Source organism: Roseibium sp. (genome assembly GCF_050301095.1).
In the GTDB taxonomy this organism is placed as follows: Bacteria; Pseudomonadota; Alphaproteobacteria; order Rhizobiales; family Stappiaceae; genus Roseibium.
Window position 1 is genome coordinate 63,407 of the sequence record NZ_JBNKYW010000121.1, and the last position, 14,261, is coordinate 77,667.

General features: G+C 62.5%; 14 protein-coding genes. 3 read left to right on the plus strand and 11 right to left on the minus strand.

Annotated features, from left to right (window positions below; genetic code table 11):
- Positions 1–3 precede the first annotated feature (3 nt).
- From ACQY7U_RS11125 to ACQY7U_RS11175, 11 genes are all read right to left on the minus strand, one after another.
- Positions 4–1,236, minus strand: coding sequence for a class I SAM-dependent RNA methyltransferase (locus ACQY7U_RS11125; RefSeq protein WP_428644438.1), 1,233 nt, complete (start codon positions 1,234–1,236; stop codon positions 4–6).
- A 91-nt stretch (positions 1,237–1,327) separates the two neighbouring features.
- Positions 1,328–2,068, minus strand: coding sequence for a TlyA family RNA methyltransferase (locus ACQY7U_RS11130; protein WP_428644440.1), 741 nt, complete (start codon positions 2,066–2,068; stop codon positions 1,328–1,330).
- 17 nt (positions 2,069–2,085) lie between these two features.
- Complete coding sequence (locus ACQY7U_RS11135; RefSeq protein WP_428644442.1) at positions 2,086–2,220, minus strand: hypothetical protein; 135 nt, start codon at positions 2,218–2,220, stop codon at positions 2,086–2,088.
- 19 nt (positions 2,221–2,239) lie between these two features.
- A complete protein-coding gene (locus ACQY7U_RS11140) occupies positions 2,240–2,866 on the minus strand; it encodes an SCO family protein (protein WP_428644444.1) in 627 nt (208 codons plus the stop codon).
- A gap of 24 nt (positions 2,867–2,890) precedes the next feature.
- A complete protein-coding gene (locus tag ACQY7U_RS11145; protein ID WP_428644446.1) occupies positions 2,891–3,409 on the minus strand; it encodes a copper chaperone PCu(A)C in 519 nt (172 codons plus the stop codon).
- A 36-nt stretch (positions 3,410–3,445) separates the two neighbouring features.
- Positions 3,446–3,844: a hypothetical protein gene (locus ACQY7U_RS11150; RefSeq protein WP_428644448.1), complete on the minus strand. Its 399-nt coding sequence runs from the start codon at positions 3,842–3,844 to the stop codon at positions 3,446–3,448.
- Positions 3,845–3,913: 69 nt separating this feature from the next.
- Positions 3,914–5,353: an MFS transporter gene (locus ACQY7U_RS11155; protein WP_428644450.1), complete on the minus strand. Its 1,440-nt coding sequence runs from the start codon at positions 5,351–5,353 to the stop codon at positions 3,914–3,916.
- Between the two features lie 180 nt (positions 5,354–5,533).
- The gene (gene dxs / locus ACQY7U_RS11160; RefSeq protein WP_428644452.1) at positions 5,534–7,495 is read right to left on the minus strand and encodes a 1-deoxy-D-xylulose-5-phosphate synthase; all 1,962 of its coding nucleotides are present in this window, start codon (positions 7,493–7,495) and stop codon (positions 5,534–5,536) included.
- Positions 7,496–7,760: 265 nt separating this feature from the next.
- Entirely contained in the window at positions 7,761–8,009 is a 249-nt protein-coding gene (locus ACQY7U_RS11165) for an exodeoxyribonuclease VII small subunit (RefSeq protein WP_428644454.1), read from the minus strand.
- A gap of 133 nt (positions 8,010–8,142) precedes the next feature.
- Positions 8,143–9,072, minus strand: a complete 930-nt coding sequence (locus tag ACQY7U_RS11170; protein ID WP_428644456.1) for a histone deacetylase family protein — start codon at positions 9,070–9,072, stop codon at positions 8,143–8,145.
- 556 nt (positions 9,073–9,628) lie between these two features.
- Positions 9,629–10,624 (minus strand): L-threonylcarbamoyladenylate synthase, encoded by a 996-nt coding sequence (locus tag ACQY7U_RS11175; protein ID WP_428644458.1) that lies wholly within the window; start codon positions 10,622–10,624, stop codon positions 9,629–9,631.
- A gap of 215 nt (positions 10,625–10,839) precedes the next feature.
- On the opposite strand from ACQY7U_RS11175, the gene ACQY7U_RS11180 reads away from it, so the two are divergent.
- The 3 genes from ACQY7U_RS11180 to ACQY7U_RS11190 all read left to right on the plus strand — a co-directional run.
- Positions 10,840–12,621, plus strand: a complete 1,782-nt coding sequence (locus tag ACQY7U_RS11180) for an acyl-CoA dehydrogenase (RefSeq protein ID WP_428644460.1) — start codon at positions 10,840–10,842, stop codon at positions 12,619–12,621.
- 30 nt (positions 12,622–12,651) lie between these two features.
- Positions 12,652–13,395 (plus strand): crotonase/enoyl-CoA hydratase family protein, encoded by a 744-nt coding sequence (locus tag ACQY7U_RS11185; RefSeq protein WP_428644462.1) that lies wholly within the window; start codon positions 12,652–12,654, stop codon positions 13,393–13,395.
- Positions 13,396–13,646: 251 nt separating this feature from the next.
- Positions 13,647–14,261 (plus strand): SDR family oxidoreductase (locus ACQY7U_RS11190; protein WP_428644463.1); only part of this gene is annotated, 615 nt, incomplete at its 3' end.

Here is a 14,261-nt window from a genome sequence, read left to right on the forward strand (position 1 = left end):
GGCTCACTCCCTTTTTAGCACTGCCACAACCTCAATATGGGGCGAGAAAAGGAACTGGTCCACGGGTGTGACGCTTTGCAGCGCATAGCCGCCGTCAATCAGTATCCGGAGGTCACGAGCAAGGGTGGCCGGATTGCAGGAAACGGCGACGATGGTCTTTACCTTAGAACCCGCCAGTTGCTCCGCCTGCGCCTGGGCGCCGGCGCGCGGCGGGTCGAAGACGACGGCGTCATATGGCTCCAGTTCCTCGCGCACCAGCGGACGGCGGCTGAGGTCGCGTCTTTCGAAGGTCACCTTCTTCAGGCCCTGAGGCTTGCGCAGGGCCTTGTCGAAGGCGGCGATTGCGGCCGCATCGCCTTCAGCGGCGTGAACGTTTGCGCTTCTGGCGAGCCGGAGGGCGAAGGTGCCGACACCGGAAAAGAGATCCGCGACGGTCCTGGCCTTGCCGACACCGGCAAGAACGAGGCGCGACAGGGCTTCCTCTGCCGCGGCGGTCGCTTGCGTGAAGCCGCCGGGAGCGGCGGTGATCCCGATGCCGCCCATGTCGAGTAGAGGCGGGCGGATTTCCAGAAGGACTTCGCCGTTGACGGTCAACCGGGCGAGATCCAGTTCAACCGCTTTCCGGGAAAGAACGGCGATCTTTTTCTCGTAACCCTTGTCGGCCTTGTCGAAGGCGACGTCGAGGCCTGCGGTCGTTGCAAGCACGGTGAGGCGCAGCTCGCCCTTCTTCGGCAGAACCTCTCCGGCAAGCGCGCGCAATCCGGGAAGAGCGTTTGTGATCGCCGGATCCAGCACCGGGCATTCGGCGATGTCGACCAGCCGGTGGCTGGCCTTTTCATGATAACCGAGCAGCGTGTGGCGGCCTGCGCGGGTCGCAGTCAGAACGGCCCGGCGGCGGCCGCCTTCCGTCGCGGAGACGGTGTCCGAAACTGTGGCCACGATTCCCCGGTCCCGAAGCGCCTTTTCGACCAGGCTGCTTTTCCAGGCAAGGTAGGGGGCCGGCGCCAGATGCTGCAGCGAGCAGCCGCCGCAGGTCTCGTAGTGTCTGCAGACCGGAGCAATGCGATCCGGAGATCTTGTTTCAATGACCGGATTTTTGGCGCGTCCGTCGGCGACGTTAGCCCGCACGGTCTCGCCGGGCAGGGCGCCTTCCACATAGACAGGGCCGTTGTCCGTCTGGGCAATGCCGTCGCCGCGATGGCCCAGTTCGGAAATGATCAGTTCTCTCTCACTCATGGTCGAGCGATAGCGCCAACCGGCCTGAGGGGCAAGCAGTGGCTGAGTGGATTAATCATTTAACGCGGGATTCGGGAGAGTACGTCTGGCCTCAGCCGTTTTTCCTGCCGTAAAGCAGCCATTCGGAATTGCCGTCGCCGCCCTTGACCGGGGAGGGGACGAGATCACCGGACTGCCAGCCCGGGACCGTGCCGAGCCAGGCCTGCAGGTCACCGGCGGTTTGCACGGCAATTTCAGGATCGACCAGACCGCCCTTGCCGATATTGTCCTTCCCGGCCTCGAATTGCGGTTTGACCAGAAAGACGCCTTCCGCGCCGGGTGCGGCGATTTCGAGGGCCGGGGGCAGGGCCAGCTTCAGGGAAATGAAGCTGACATCGGAGACGAGCAGCTGGGGCCGGTCGCCACCGAGATCCGCCTGTGTGAGATCGCGTGCGTTGAGGCCGTCGCTGGCCAGCACCTTCGGATGATGCCGAAGGCTTTCGTGGAGCTGGTCGTGTCCGACATCGATGGCATGGATCCTTGCGGCGCCCCGTTCCAGAAGCGCCTGCGTGAAGCCGCCGGTGGAAGCTCCGATGTCAAGACAGATCTTGCCGGCGGGGTCCACCTCGAAACGGGCGAGCCCCTCGATCAGTTTGAGGGCAGCGCGCGAGACGTATCGCGCTGCGGGGTCTTCCACCGCGATGGCCGCCTCCGGTCCGACTTTCTGGGAGGGCTTGCCGCAGACGGCACCATTGAGGGTGACGGTGCCGCGCAGGATGGCGTCCCGTGCTCTTGCGCGACTTGGAAAGTGACCGGTGTCGACGAGGTGCTGGTCGAGGCGTTGCTTGGACATGCGCGAAGGTTCAGGTCTCAGAAGCAGCCGGCAATGGCAGCGATCATGCTGTCGGCAAAGACACGTTCACCGGAATAGAGCCACAGCACAGCGGACAGCGCGACGAGGCTCGTCGCGCCCAGGCCCAATCCGATATAAAGCGGCATCTGCATGGCAGCCTGTCCCCGGGTCTCAGGAGGACGCCGGCGCGGTCTTGATCAGCCGGCGCAGTTTCTTCAGGGCGGTTTCCTCGTCTTCGTTGTAAGCGATCGTTCCGACGAATTTGTTGTCCGCGCTCATGAGGTAGAGTGCGGCCAGATGGTCCATCGTGTAGTCGCCATCGTCAAGCGGAACCTTCTTGGAATAGACCCGGTAAGCCTTGAGCATGGCGTCGATCTGCTTACGCGTGCCGGTCAGCGGCACGATGTGGTCGTCGAAGGCCGCGACATAGTCGCGGATCACTTCCGGGGTGTCGCGTTCGGGGTCCACGGTCACGAAAACATAGTTCAGCTTGTCCGCATCGTCGCCGAGTTCGGCGATCATCCCTTGCAGTTCCGACAGGGTCGTGGGGCAGACTTCCGGGCAGAAGGTAAAGCCGAAGAACATGACGGTCGGCTTGCCTGCGAAGGTCTGGTCGGTGACTGTCTCGCCGTCACCATTCACCAGTTCGAACGAACCGCCAATGGCCGCGAGCGGTTCGATCAGGGCGCCGGAGTTTTCGTTTCCCGCGGTCTGTTGATAGACCAGATATCCGGAGACGACGGCCAGGGCGGCAACCGCCGCCCAGGCCCCGTACCGGAAGAGTTTCAAACCAGACATGGGTCGTCCTCTTCAAAGTAGGTCTTAGTTGCTCTTGTTCATGTTGCCGTGGCCACCCTCGCCATGGCCCATCTTTCCTGCCATCGGAGCCTTCGCCCCCATCTTGTCGACGGCCAGCTCGACGGAAACCTCGCCTGCCTTCTCGAAGGTCAGAACGACGGGAATGCGCGTGCCTTCCTTGAAGGGCTCGTTCAGTCCCATGAACATGATGTGAAGGCCGCCCGGCTGCAAGGAAACGGTTTCGCCCGCGGGAATGTCGATGCCGCCTGCCAGCGGACGCATGGTCATGACGCCGTCGGTGACAGCCATTTCATGGATTTCGGTTCTGGCCGCGGCGTTCGAACTGACGGCAATGAGCCGCTCGGTCTCGGTGCCGTTGTTGACGATTTCGACAAAGCCGCCGCCAGCCTTGGCATTTGGCGGAGTTGCCCGTGTCCAGGGATGGTTGAGGGTCAGGTCGCCGGCCTTGTAGTCATCGGCAAGAGCGGAAAGGGAGACAAATGCGAGGGCCGCCGCCGCGGCAACGGATTTCCAAAGGGTCATTTTCGTGTCCTTGAAGTCTGAGTTTTGTGGGTGAAATCAGATCAAGGAGGCAGGCGGTCCCCTGATGGCGGTCACGCGGCCGGCAAGCGGATGCACCGTGGCCTGACCGGTCCCGGAAAGACGGTCTTCCGTAGGCAGGTCAGGCTGATCGGGGTTGGAAACAGCCCCGGCAAGACAGGGACCCAGGGTGCAGCCGTGGGCGCAGACCGGGCCGCATTGGCAGGCCAGCGGATCATGCTGGCCGGCCGGGGCACTCTGCAGGTGCTTGGAGGGCTGGCAAAGGCTGACGAGCCCGGCGGCCGAGGCGGCCTCCGGCGTCAGGGCTCCGGCCAGAACAAGCAGGACGAGACGCATGGCGAAGGCGAGGGCCGTCAGCACCACCAGAGGGTGCCGCTCCCGCCGAAGCATATGCAGTCCTGTTACGCGCGCAGCCATGCGTCGGCTATAGGCCTGTTCGGGGACGGTGTCGAGGGACGAAACCGCGCAGGTGCGGAAAGGTTTCAGCTACGGCCGGTCGGACTTGCCGTGTTCTGCAGGCGCTTCCTTGCCGTCGGCGTTTTCGTCGGTTTCCTGCTTCGGTCCTGCCGCACCGGTCGGGATTCGGTTCTGGGCGGCTGTCTCCGCTTCGCCTTCGTCGTCCGCCGGAGTGGTGTCGAAGTTGTAGATATCGTCTTCGTAGGCAGGGAATTCCTCGGGCGGGATAACGAATTCCTCGGCTTCCGCATCCAGAGGTTCTGGGGAAATAACCGTACCGACCTGTGCGGTCGATGCGTATTCGAAGTCGGTCTTTTCGGCTGCGGTCGGTGCCTGACGCGTGATGATACGCGCCAGGATGAACGCCACCATGAGAACGTTGGCGGCAACCACCATGATGAAAAGCCCGGAAGGCCCTGTGTGACTCATGATCGAGGAGGCGGCCAACGGTCCGCCGATCGACCCGATCCCGTAGGCCAGCAACATGCCGGAAGAGGTCTCGACGAATTCCTCGGGAGCTGCGTGGTCGAAGGCATGGGCGACCGCGATCGCGTAAAGCGGTTGCGAGAACATGCCGACGAGAACGGCGCTGGCGAAGGCAATCGGAAAATCGCTGGGGGAAAAGAAGACGATCAGGAGCGATGAGGCCGCCGTGGCCGTGCCGAGACCGGCAATCACCAGGCGCCGGTCCAGTTTGTCCGACAGCCGGCCGACAGGCCATTGGGCAACAAGACCGCCCAGAACGAAGGCCGCGGCGTAGAAGGCGGCCTGTTTCGTCGAGAGGCCGATCTGGGAGCCATAGAGAGAGGCCAGTGTCAGGAGGGCGCCTTGCGAGGTCCCGACAAAGAGCACGCCGATAAAGGCGGCGGGCGAGTTCTTGTAGAGCTGGACGGGCCGGAACCGGACCAGCGTAATCGGCGCGGGCTGTGTCGAGGTCGTCAGGGAAACGGGCATCACCGCCAGGCTGACCATGACCGAGGCGACCGCGAAGGGCATGAAATCCGCAATGTTCATCGTCGCGGTCGAAACCTGTCCGGCCATCAGGGCCGCGAACAGGATGACGATGTAGAACGACATGACCGTGCCGCGGTTCTCGTTCGATGCGCTTTCGTTGAGCCAGCTTTCCACGATCATGTAGAAACCGGCGAGGCTGAAACCGGAAATCACGCGGATGATCATCCAGGCATAGGGATCAATGAAGACCGGGTGCAGGATCGCGGCGGCGGACATCAGCGACACGAGCGCGGCAAAGGCCCGGATGTGTCCGGCCCGCATGATCACGAGGGGCGCGCCGAGGCAGCCGAGCACCATGCCGAAGAAATAGGCGGAGGAAATGGCACCGATCTCGAAGTCGGTGAAATAGAATCTGTCTGCTGCCAACGGCAGGAGCGTGGTCTGCAGCCCGTGCCCGAAAATCAGGAGGGCAACAGACATCAACAGGGCGGACACGGAAAGAAGCGTCTGAGCCATTGCAGTCTCCGGGCAGCGCGGCAATAAAACAAAAGCGCCGGTCGGAACCGGCGCGTCTGATCCTGCAATCAGCCTTTCCAGTTATGGCTGGTCGTGTCAACGCCCTTTCAGGGCGCTCCCCAAACGATGTCGGAGGCGTGTTCCCGGGTGTCGCCCCGTTGCCGCCTGTGCGGCGCCAGCTCAGGCGCGTTGGGACGAACTCAGGGTCTCGGTGCCAAGGGCAGTGAACACAGTCTTCAGGATGCCGTCGCAGTTCAGTCCGGCCGCTGCGTACATGGCGTCCGGCTTGTCCTGGTCGATATAGACGTCCGGCAGCACAAGCGTACGGACCTTCAGACCATTGTCGAGAAGTCCTTCTTCGGCGAGCCTTGTCAGAACATGGCTGCCGAAACCGCCGGCGGAGCCTTCCTCGATGGTGACGAGCACCTCGTGCTCGCGGGCAAGGCGGCGGATAAGGTCCATGTCGAGCGGTTTGGCGAAACGGGCGTCCGCAACCGTGGTCGGGAGGCCTGCGGCGTCCAGTTCGTCAGCGGCCATCAGGCATTCACTCATGCGTGCGCCGAAGCTCAGAAGCGCTACCTTGGTGCCTTCGCGGCGGATCAGGCCCTTGCCGATTTCAAGCACGGTGCCCCGTTCGGGCAGATCCAGGCCGACGCCTTCACCACGCGGATAGCGGAAGGAAATCGGACCTTCGTCGTAGGCGACGGCGGTTGCCACCATGTGGCGCAGTTCCACCTCGTCTGCGGCCGCCATCACCACGAAGCCCGGCAGGCAGCTCAGGAAAGCCGTGTCGAAGGCGCCCGCGTGGGTCGGCCCGTCGGCACCGACCAGTCCGGCGCGGTCAATCGGAAAACGGACCGGCAGGCTCTGGATCGCCACGTCGTGGATCACCTGGTCGTAGGCGCGCTGAAGGAATGTCGAATAAAGTGCGGCAAAAGGCTTGAAGCCCTCGGTGGCAAGGCCGGCGGCAAAGGTAACCGCATGCTGTTCCGCGATGCCGACGTCGAACGTCCGCTTCGGAAAGGCCTCGCCGAAGAGGTCCAGGCCGGTGCCGTCCGGCATGGCCGCGGTGATCGCGACCACCTTGTCGTCCTCTTCCGCTTCCCGGATCAGGGAGGTGGCGAAGACGTTGGTATAGGACGGCGCATTGGCCTTCGGCTTGGACTGCTTGCCCGTGACCACGTCGAACTTGGCAACGCCGTGATACTTGTCCCTGGCGCCCTCCGCAGGGGCGTAGCCCTTGCCCTTCTGGGTGACCGCGTGGATCAGGACCGGGCCATGGTGGGTGTCGCGGACATTCTTCAGGACCGGCAGCAGATGCTCCAGATTGTGGCCGTCCACCGGGCCGACATAGTAGAAGCCGAGCTCTTCGAACAGGGTGCCGCCGGTCCAGAAACCGCGAGCGTATTCTTCCGCACGGGCGGCTTTTTCAAAGACGGGCTTCGGCAGGTTCTTGGCGAAGTTCTTGGCCGCGTCCCGCAGGGTCTGATAGGTCGGGCCGGAAACCAGCTTGGCAAGATAGGCTGACATCGCACCGACCGGCGGGGCGATGGACATGTCGTTGTCGTTCAGGATGACAATCAGCCTGGAACCCAGATGGCCGGCGTTGTTCATCGCCTCGTAGGCCATGCCGGCGGACATGGCGCCGTCGCCGATGACGGCGATCACATTGTTGTCACCGTCCTTGAGATCGCGGCCTGCGGCCATGCCGAGGCCGGCGGAAATCGATGTGGAGGAATGCGCCGTGCCGAACGGGTCGTAGATGCTTTCAGCCCGCTTGGTGAAGCCCGAGAGACCATTGCCCTGGCGGAGCGTGCGGATGCGGTCACGGCGTTCGGTCAGGATCTTGTGCGGATAACACTGGTGGCCGACATCCCAGATGATCTTGTCGTCCGGCGTGTTGAAGACGTAGTGGAGCGCAACCGTGAGCTCGACCACGCCAAGCCCCGCACCGAGATGACCTCCCGTGATCGACACGGCATCGATGGTCTCGCTGCGCAATTCGTCGGCAAGCTGCCGCAGGTCGCCTTCCCCAAGCGCGCGCAATTCTGCCGGCGAGTTGACCCTGTCGAGCAATGGTGTGTGAGGTTTGGAAGTCACTCTTGAGACGGCTCCACAATTTTGGACATGGCGGGCAGGCATACACCAACCGGATATAGGGCGCAAATCGCGTCAGTGGAATGCGCCAATTTGGCCCTGCCGGCGCGGGTGTGCAATCGGAATTGCATGTGATGAAGATTGGGGGAAGAATTTGCAGGCCATGTGCAGGCCATCCTGAAAATTTCCGCAAGTCATCCGTGCGGCGGCAGGGCAGGGAGCTGCGGACTATGGCCACCCGCCACGCCGTGAGGAGCCGGTCCGGAAGGGGGCTGCAGAAACCGACCGGCCCGCATGGCTGCGGAGCGGATTATTGCGGGTCCAGGTCGCCGGTGCCCGTGGCTTCGCCGTTTTGCCCAAGCTGGATCTTTTCGACCTTGGCTTCCGCGGACTTGAGCAGCGTGTCGCAGTGTTTGCGCAGGGCATCGCCGCGTTCGTACATGTCGATGCTGCGCTCAAGCGGGACGTTGCCCTGCTCCAGTTCCCGTACGATCGTTTCCAGCTGCTTGAGTGCCTCTTCGAAGGAAAGGCCGGAAATGTCGTTGGCGGCTTCGGTCATCGGTACGGTCCCCGTGTCAAAAACTGTGTCCCTGTCTTTGTGGGAACCTTGCGGGCCGAGCGGCCAAGGTCAAGGTTTGATTTGAAGAATGTCCAGATGATCCCCGTGGTTTTGGAGCATTGCCAGGTTCGGGTCAGCCGGTCATCAGGGTCATGACATGGGCCGCGACGGAGCGGGCGAGCCCCTCCAGGTCGTAGCCGCCTTCCAGGACGGAGATCAGGTGGCCGTTGCTGTGACGGTCGGCGACGTCCATCAGCATTCGGGTTGCCCATGCGAAATCCGCCTCGACCAGGTTGAGTCCGCCAAGCGGATCCCTGGCGTGTGCGTCAAAGCCGGCAGAGATGATGACGAGTTCCGGAGCATAGTCGTCCAGCCGGGGCAGGATGATGGCATCGAATGCTTCCTTGAAGCCGGTGCCGTCTTCTCCCGGCGCCAGCGGAACGTTGACGATGGTGTTGGCCTCTCCAGTCTCGGAGGCTGCGCCGGAACCCGGATAAAGCGGCATCTGGTGCGTGGAGCAGTACATCACGTTAGGGTCGTCCCAGAAGATGTCCTGTGTGCCGTTGCCGTGATGCACGTCGAAGTCGACGATGGCGACCCGGCCGAGGCCATGAACAGCCTGGGCGTAGCGCGCAGCAATGGCGGCATTGTTGAAGAAGCAGAAGCCCATGGCCCGCTCCTTTTCCGCGTGATGGCCGGGGGGGCGCGAGGCCGAAAACGCGTTGTTCACCTTCTTTGCCAACACCTCGTCGACGGCCCGGCAGGCCCCGCCCACGGCACGCAGGGCCGCTTCCCAGGTGCCCGGCGACATGGTGGTGTCGGCATCCACCCTGGCGGTTCCCTCTTTCGGCGCGAGACGGTGCAACTGGTCCACATAGCTCATGGGATGGGCCCGGGCGATGTCTTCAAGCGCTCCGACAGGCGCCAGGTCCCGCACAACAGGCTGGAATTTCTCATGTTCGAGTATCCGGTCGATTGCCCTGATCCGGTCGGGGCGCTCGGGATGACCGACCGGCGTCAGGTGATCGAGATAGGCGGAGTGGTGAAGAAGAAGCGTGGACACTGAGGGCGTTTCCGGAAGATTTATTTTGACAAATTCTATTGGGCGCCATCAGACCGGTGCCCGGCAGCGCTGTCAATTGGCGATAGGTTTACAAGTGAAAACGGGTTGCCGGGGGAGCATGAAGACAAAAAGAAGGCCGGTATGTCTGACCGGCCTGTTGTGAGGTGCGAGCACCGCGATGCCCGAGGGGAGGTCCGCTGCATCTCTAATCTGAGAATTAACTTAACTGATTCAGAGTGCGAATTGCGAGCTTTTTACCATTATTCATTATGGTCATGGTGTTGATAAGTTTGCAAATCGGCGGAGATTTCCGCTTTCTATTGTATGAATTGCTTAACTACCGCGGCACTGTGCAGTGCAAAAGCATTTTCCTTTCTGAGTGTAAGCTTGGATGTATTGCAACTTAACTTTAGGTGAATGCGAGTTCGGCTTGTGCTGTAACATCCGCGCGCGAGTTGCTGGATTTTAAGGCTTTTTGAAAATCAGGCGGAACCGGTCTTTTGAGGTGCGACGGTTCCTTTCCGAAAGGAATCGCAAGGGACCGCGGCGCCTGCTGTCAGCCGCGCGGTGCTGCAGCGCGGCGTAACCGGTCGTTGATGGCCTCGCCAAGGCCAAAGCTGGGGATAAACTGGACCCGGATGGTGGTGACGCCGCTGGCGTCGAGGGTGCGCATGGCCTGAAAGAGATTGGCGGCGGCTTCCGCCAAATCGCCCGTCGGGCTCAGGTTGACTTCCGCACGGGCCGATGCTGCCCCCGGCAGCGGATCGGGACCGAAGGACAGAAGGCCGTCTTCCGGGGAAGCTTCGTGCGCATTCAGTATCATCTTCGCGTCCGGCGCGTAATGCGATGTCAGCATGCCAGGTGCCGCCGGGGCTTCGGGCGCCATGTCCGGGGAAGCGTTCTGCAGCGGCCGTCCGAGTATCTTTTCGATTTCCTCGCGCGGAAGGCCTCCGGGACGCAGAAGACGGGGGGGGCCGTCGATCAGGCCGACAATTGAGGATTCCACACCGACCGCACAGGGACCTGCATCAATGACGACGCTGAGGGACGAGCCGAGATCGGCAATCACATCCTCCGCCCGGGTCGGACTGATCCTGCCGGAGAGGTTGGCGCTTGGGGCAGCAAGCGGGCGTCCCGTCCGGTCGGCAAGAAACCGCATCACCGGCCCGGCGGGAACGCGCAGGGCAACCGTTTCAAGACCTGCCGTTGCCAGGTCGGAGATAGGTGACGATTTTTTCTTCGGAACCACAAGCGTCAGCGGACCCGGCCAGAATGCCTCGGCCAGGGTCAGCGCCTGAGCGTCGAACACACCGTGTTCCCGTGCGGCCTCGAGGGAAGACACATGAGAAATCAGCGGATTGAACTGCGGCCGCCCCTTGGCCTGGAAGATCTTTGCGCAGGCCTTGCCATTGGTCGCATCCGCCGCCAGCCCGTAAACGGTCTCCGTCGGCACGGCCACCAGTTCACCGTTCAGCAAGGCAGTGCAGGCCGTTTCCGCTTCAGGAGCGGACTGCCAGTCCGGCGTATCGATGTCGAGCGTCCAACGCTGCATACTGCAGATCTCTTCAGGTCTCCGGGATGCGGATTGACCAAAAAGACTATGACCTGCCGCTGCGATACGGGTTGACGTTAACGTCAACAAGGCTATTGTCCTGTCAAACCGCTGTCGATAGCGCCTTTTGCGGACAAGCCCCGCTTCCGTCAAGCTCAGAACAGCGAAAACCGCCATTTGCCGGCTGCCGGCAGGTGTTTTCCGGGAGGACCTTTATGTATCGTGCCCCAGTCGACGAGATTGCCTTCACTCTGAAACAGGTCTGTGGCCTTGCCGATCTGCAGAAAAGCGACCGCCACGCCGAACTCGGCGACGATCTGGTGGATGCGATCCTGACCGAGGCGGGACGGTTCGCGGCGGAGGAAATCGCACCGCTCAACTCGGTCGCCGACAAACACGGTACGCCGCTTGAGGGCGGCGCGGTTTCCACGCCACCGGGTTGGCGCGAGGCCTATCATGCCTGGATCGAAGGTGGCTGGAACGGCCTGACGGCCGATCCGGAATCCGGCGGGCAGGGGCTGCCGGTGATGTTGTCCGCCGCCGCACTGGAAATGTGGAATTCCGGTTCCATGGCGTTTGCCATCGGTCCGACCCTGACCATCGGCGCCGTCGAGGCAATGGAAAAACACGCCTCCGAAGAGCTCAAGGCCAAATACCTGGAGAAACTCGTCTCAGGCGAGTGGATGGGTACCATGAACCTGACCGAGCCGCAGGCGGGCTCGGATCTCAATGCTTTGAAGGCCAGGGCAGAGAGGAACGAGGACGGTACCTACCGTATCTTCGGCCAGAAGATCTTCATCACCTATGGTGACCACGATCTGACCGACAACATCATCCATATGGTCCTGGCGCGCCTGCCGGACGCGCCGGCGGGAACCCGGGGCATTTCTCTGTTCCTGGTGCCCAAGTTCCTGGTCAATGACGACGGCTCGCTCGGTGAGCGCAACGACGTCAAGGTTGCCGGTGTCGAGCACAAGATGGGCATTCACGGCTCTCCGACCTGCACCATGGTCTACGGCGACCAGGGCGGTGCGAAGGGCTGGCTGATCGGTGAGGAAAACCGGGGACTGGCCTGCATGTTCACCATGATGAACAACGCCAGGCTCGCGGTCGGTATCCAGGGGCTGGGAGTCGCCGAGCGCGCCTATCAGCACGCACTCGCCTACGCCGTGGAGCGCAGGCAGGGCAAGGCCCCGGGAGATACGGGCGAGGGCATGAGTCCGATTGCCCGGCACCCGGACATCAAGCGCATGCTGCTCGCCATGAAGTCTCGCACCCAGGTGGCACGGGCGATCTGCTACGCCTGCGCCCATGCCATCGACATGTCCAAACTGGCCGAAGATGCAGACGGGAAAACCTTCTGGAGCGAACGGGCCAGCCTGTTGACGCCGATCGCCAAGGCCCTGTCGACCGACTTTGGCGTTGAAGTGGCCTCGCTTGGCATCCAGATCCACGGAGGCATGGGCTTCATCGAGGAAACGGGAGCCGCCCAGCATCTGCGCGATGCGCGCATCGCCCCGATCTACGAAGGCACCAACGGCATCCAGTCGATCGATCTGGTCATGCGCAAGCTGCCGCTTTCCGGAGGGGAGCACATCAGAGGCTTTCTTGGCGAACTGATGGAGATTGCCGAGGCTGTTGCCGCGTCCAACAGGCCTGAATTCGGTGCAACGGCTGAGCGTCTTGCGGCGAGCATCAAGGACCTTGGGGACGCAACGGACTACATGCTGACAGCGCAGGCCGAGGGCCGGGTCGCCGACGCACTTTCCGGGGCAACGCCCTATCTGCGTCTCGCCGGACTGACGCTTGGCGGCGCCCTGCTGGCCAAGGGCGCGCTGCGGTCGATGGATGAACCTGCGCCGAAGCTGGCCGAACGCACGCTGCTGGCGCGTAACTTCTGCGAGACGACACTCGGCGAGACCGCTGGACTGAAGTCGGACATTCTCCTGTCCGCTGCTTCCATCCAGGCGTTCGACGCCGAAGCCCAGATTGCCTGACGCGCCTGTAACGCCTGACCGGAGACAGACATGATCCGCATTACACGGCAAGACGGCGTCCAGATCCTGCGACTGGACCGGCCGGACAAGAAGAACGCCCTGACGGGGGCCATGTACACGGATCTGGCCGAGGCGCTTGAGCGCGGCAATACGGATCCGGACATCCGTTGCAGTCTGATCTGCGGGCAGCCGGAGGTCTTCACGGCGGGCAATGACATCGGCGATTTCCTGCAATATGCGGGCAAGTCCGGCATGACGGAAACTCCCGTGGTGCGTTTCCTGCGGGCGCTGGTGCGCAACGAAAAACCGCTGGTGGCGTCCATCGACGGCATCGCCATTGGTGTCGGAACCACCTTGCTCATGCATTGCGACATGGTGTTCGCGAGCCCACGCGCCCTGATCCGCTCGCCCTTCGTGGATCTGGGTCTGGTGCCGGAGGCCGGTTCCAGCCTGCTCGGTCCGCAGCTCCTGGGCCATGCCAGGGCTTTTGAACTGCTGTGTCTCGGCAATGCCTTTTCCGCCGAAAAAGCCTTGCGGGCGGGTCTCGTCAACGAAGTTGTCGAAGGTGATGTCGATGCCGCCGCGCTTGCCTGCGCCAGGGAAATCGCCGCAAAGCCGACAGAAGCGATGGCCCTCTCTAGAAAACTTCTGCAGGGAGACACGGAAGCGCTCTTTGAGCGGGTGGAGGAAGAAATCCGGATCTTCGCTAGCCGGTTGAGCGCCCCGGAAACGATCGCGGCGTTTCAGGCCTTCATGTCGAAGAAGAAGGCTTGAAGAAAATACTCGCTGACCTCCCCGTGGGCGGAAGAAGCGATGTTGGAAATGTTGTCTTCCCTGCGAAGGCAGGGACCCAGTAACCGATCAAGTCGACCGAGCCCGGAGGGGCGGCGCCAGAGAGTACTGGATCCCGGTCTTGCCGCATGCGCGGCAAACCGGGATGACAAGCAAAATCGGAACTTGTGTCCGCGAGCGACCTGCGAAACCAACGGTTGCCTTGGAGACGGTTATCAGGAGGAGTAACAACCATGTCCCTGAAGGGCAAAACCCTGTTCATCACCGGAGCCTCGCGGGGCATCGGCAAGGCGATCGCGCTGCGGGCGGCACAAGACGGCGCCAATATCGCCGTAGCCGCCAAGACCGCGGAACCGCATCCGAAGCTGGAAGGCACGATCTATACCGCCGCGGAGGAAATCGAGGCAGCCGGCGGCAAGGCGCTGCCGGTGCTGCTCGACGTCCGCGACGATGAAGCCGTCAAGGACGCCATCGACAGGACGGCGGCGCATTTCGGCGGTCTGGACATCCTGGTCAACAACGCCAGTGCCATTCAGCTGACACCGGTCCAGCAGACCGACATGAAGCGTTTCGACCTGATGCACCAGATCAACACGCGCGGCACGCTGGCCTGTTCCAAGCATGCGATCGAGCATCTGAAGAACGCGGACAATCCCCATATCCTAATGCTGTCGCCGCCGCTCGACATGCAGGAAAAATGGTTCGCGCCGTTCACGCCCTATTCCATCGCCAAATACGGCATGAGCCTGGTGGTGCTGGGTCTCGCCGGGGAGCTGCGCTCCAAGGGCATTGCGGTGAACGCGCTCTGGCCCAGGACCACGATCGCGACAGCGGCGATCAAGAACATC

What these genes read in the sequence shown, in the direction of transcription:
- ACQY7U_RS11180 (WP_428644460.1), top strand. Translation starts at nt 10,840, where the DNA reads ATGTATCGTGCCCCAGTCGACGAGATTGCCTTCACTCTGAAACAGGTC.
- ACQY7U_RS11150 (WP_428644448.1), bottom strand. Translation starts at nt 3,844, where the DNA reads ATGGCTGCGCGCGTAACAGGACTGCATATGCTTCGGCGGGAGCGGCAC.
- ACQY7U_RS11155 (WP_428644450.1), bottom strand. Translation starts at nt 5,353, where the DNA reads ATGGCTCAGACGCTTCTTTCCGTGTCCGCCCTGTTGATGTCTGTTGCC.
- ACQY7U_RS11135 (WP_428644442.1), bottom strand. Translation starts at nt 2,220, where the DNA reads ATGCAGATGCCGCTTTATATCGGATTGGGCCTGGGCGCGACGAGCCTC.
- ACQY7U_RS11140 (WP_428644444.1), bottom strand. Translation starts at nt 2,866, where the DNA reads ATGTCTGGTTTGAAACTCTTCCGGTACGGGGCCTGGGCGGCGGTTGCC.
- ACQY7U_RS11175 (WP_428644458.1), bottom strand. Translation starts at nt 10,624, where the DNA reads ATGCAGCGTTGGACGCTCGACATCGATACGCCGGACTGGCAGTCCGCT.
- ACQY7U_RS11145 (WP_428644446.1), bottom strand. Translation starts at nt 3,409, where the DNA reads ATGACCCTTTGGAAATCCGTTGCCGCGGCGGCGGCCCTCGCATTTGTC.
- dxs (WP_428644452.1), bottom strand. Translation starts at nt 7,495, where the DNA reads ATGCCTGCCCGCCATGTCCAAAATTGTGGAGCCGTCTCAAGAGTGACT.
- ACQY7U_RS11125 (WP_428644438.1), bottom strand. Translation starts at nt 1,236, where the DNA reads ATGAGTGAGAGAGAACTGATCATTTCCGAACTGGGCCATCGCGGCGAC.
- ACQY7U_RS11130 (WP_428644440.1), bottom strand. Translation starts at nt 2,068, where the DNA reads ATGTCCAAGCAACGCCTCGACCAGCACCTCGTCGACACCGGTCACTTT.
- ACQY7U_RS11165 (WP_428644454.1), bottom strand. Translation starts at nt 8,009, where the DNA reads ATGACCGAAGCCGCCAACGACATTTCCGGCCTTTCCTTCGAAGAGGCA.
- ACQY7U_RS11185 (WP_428644462.1), top strand. Translation starts at nt 12,652, where the DNA reads ATGATCCGCATTACACGGCAAGACGGCGTCCAGATCCTGCGACTGGAC.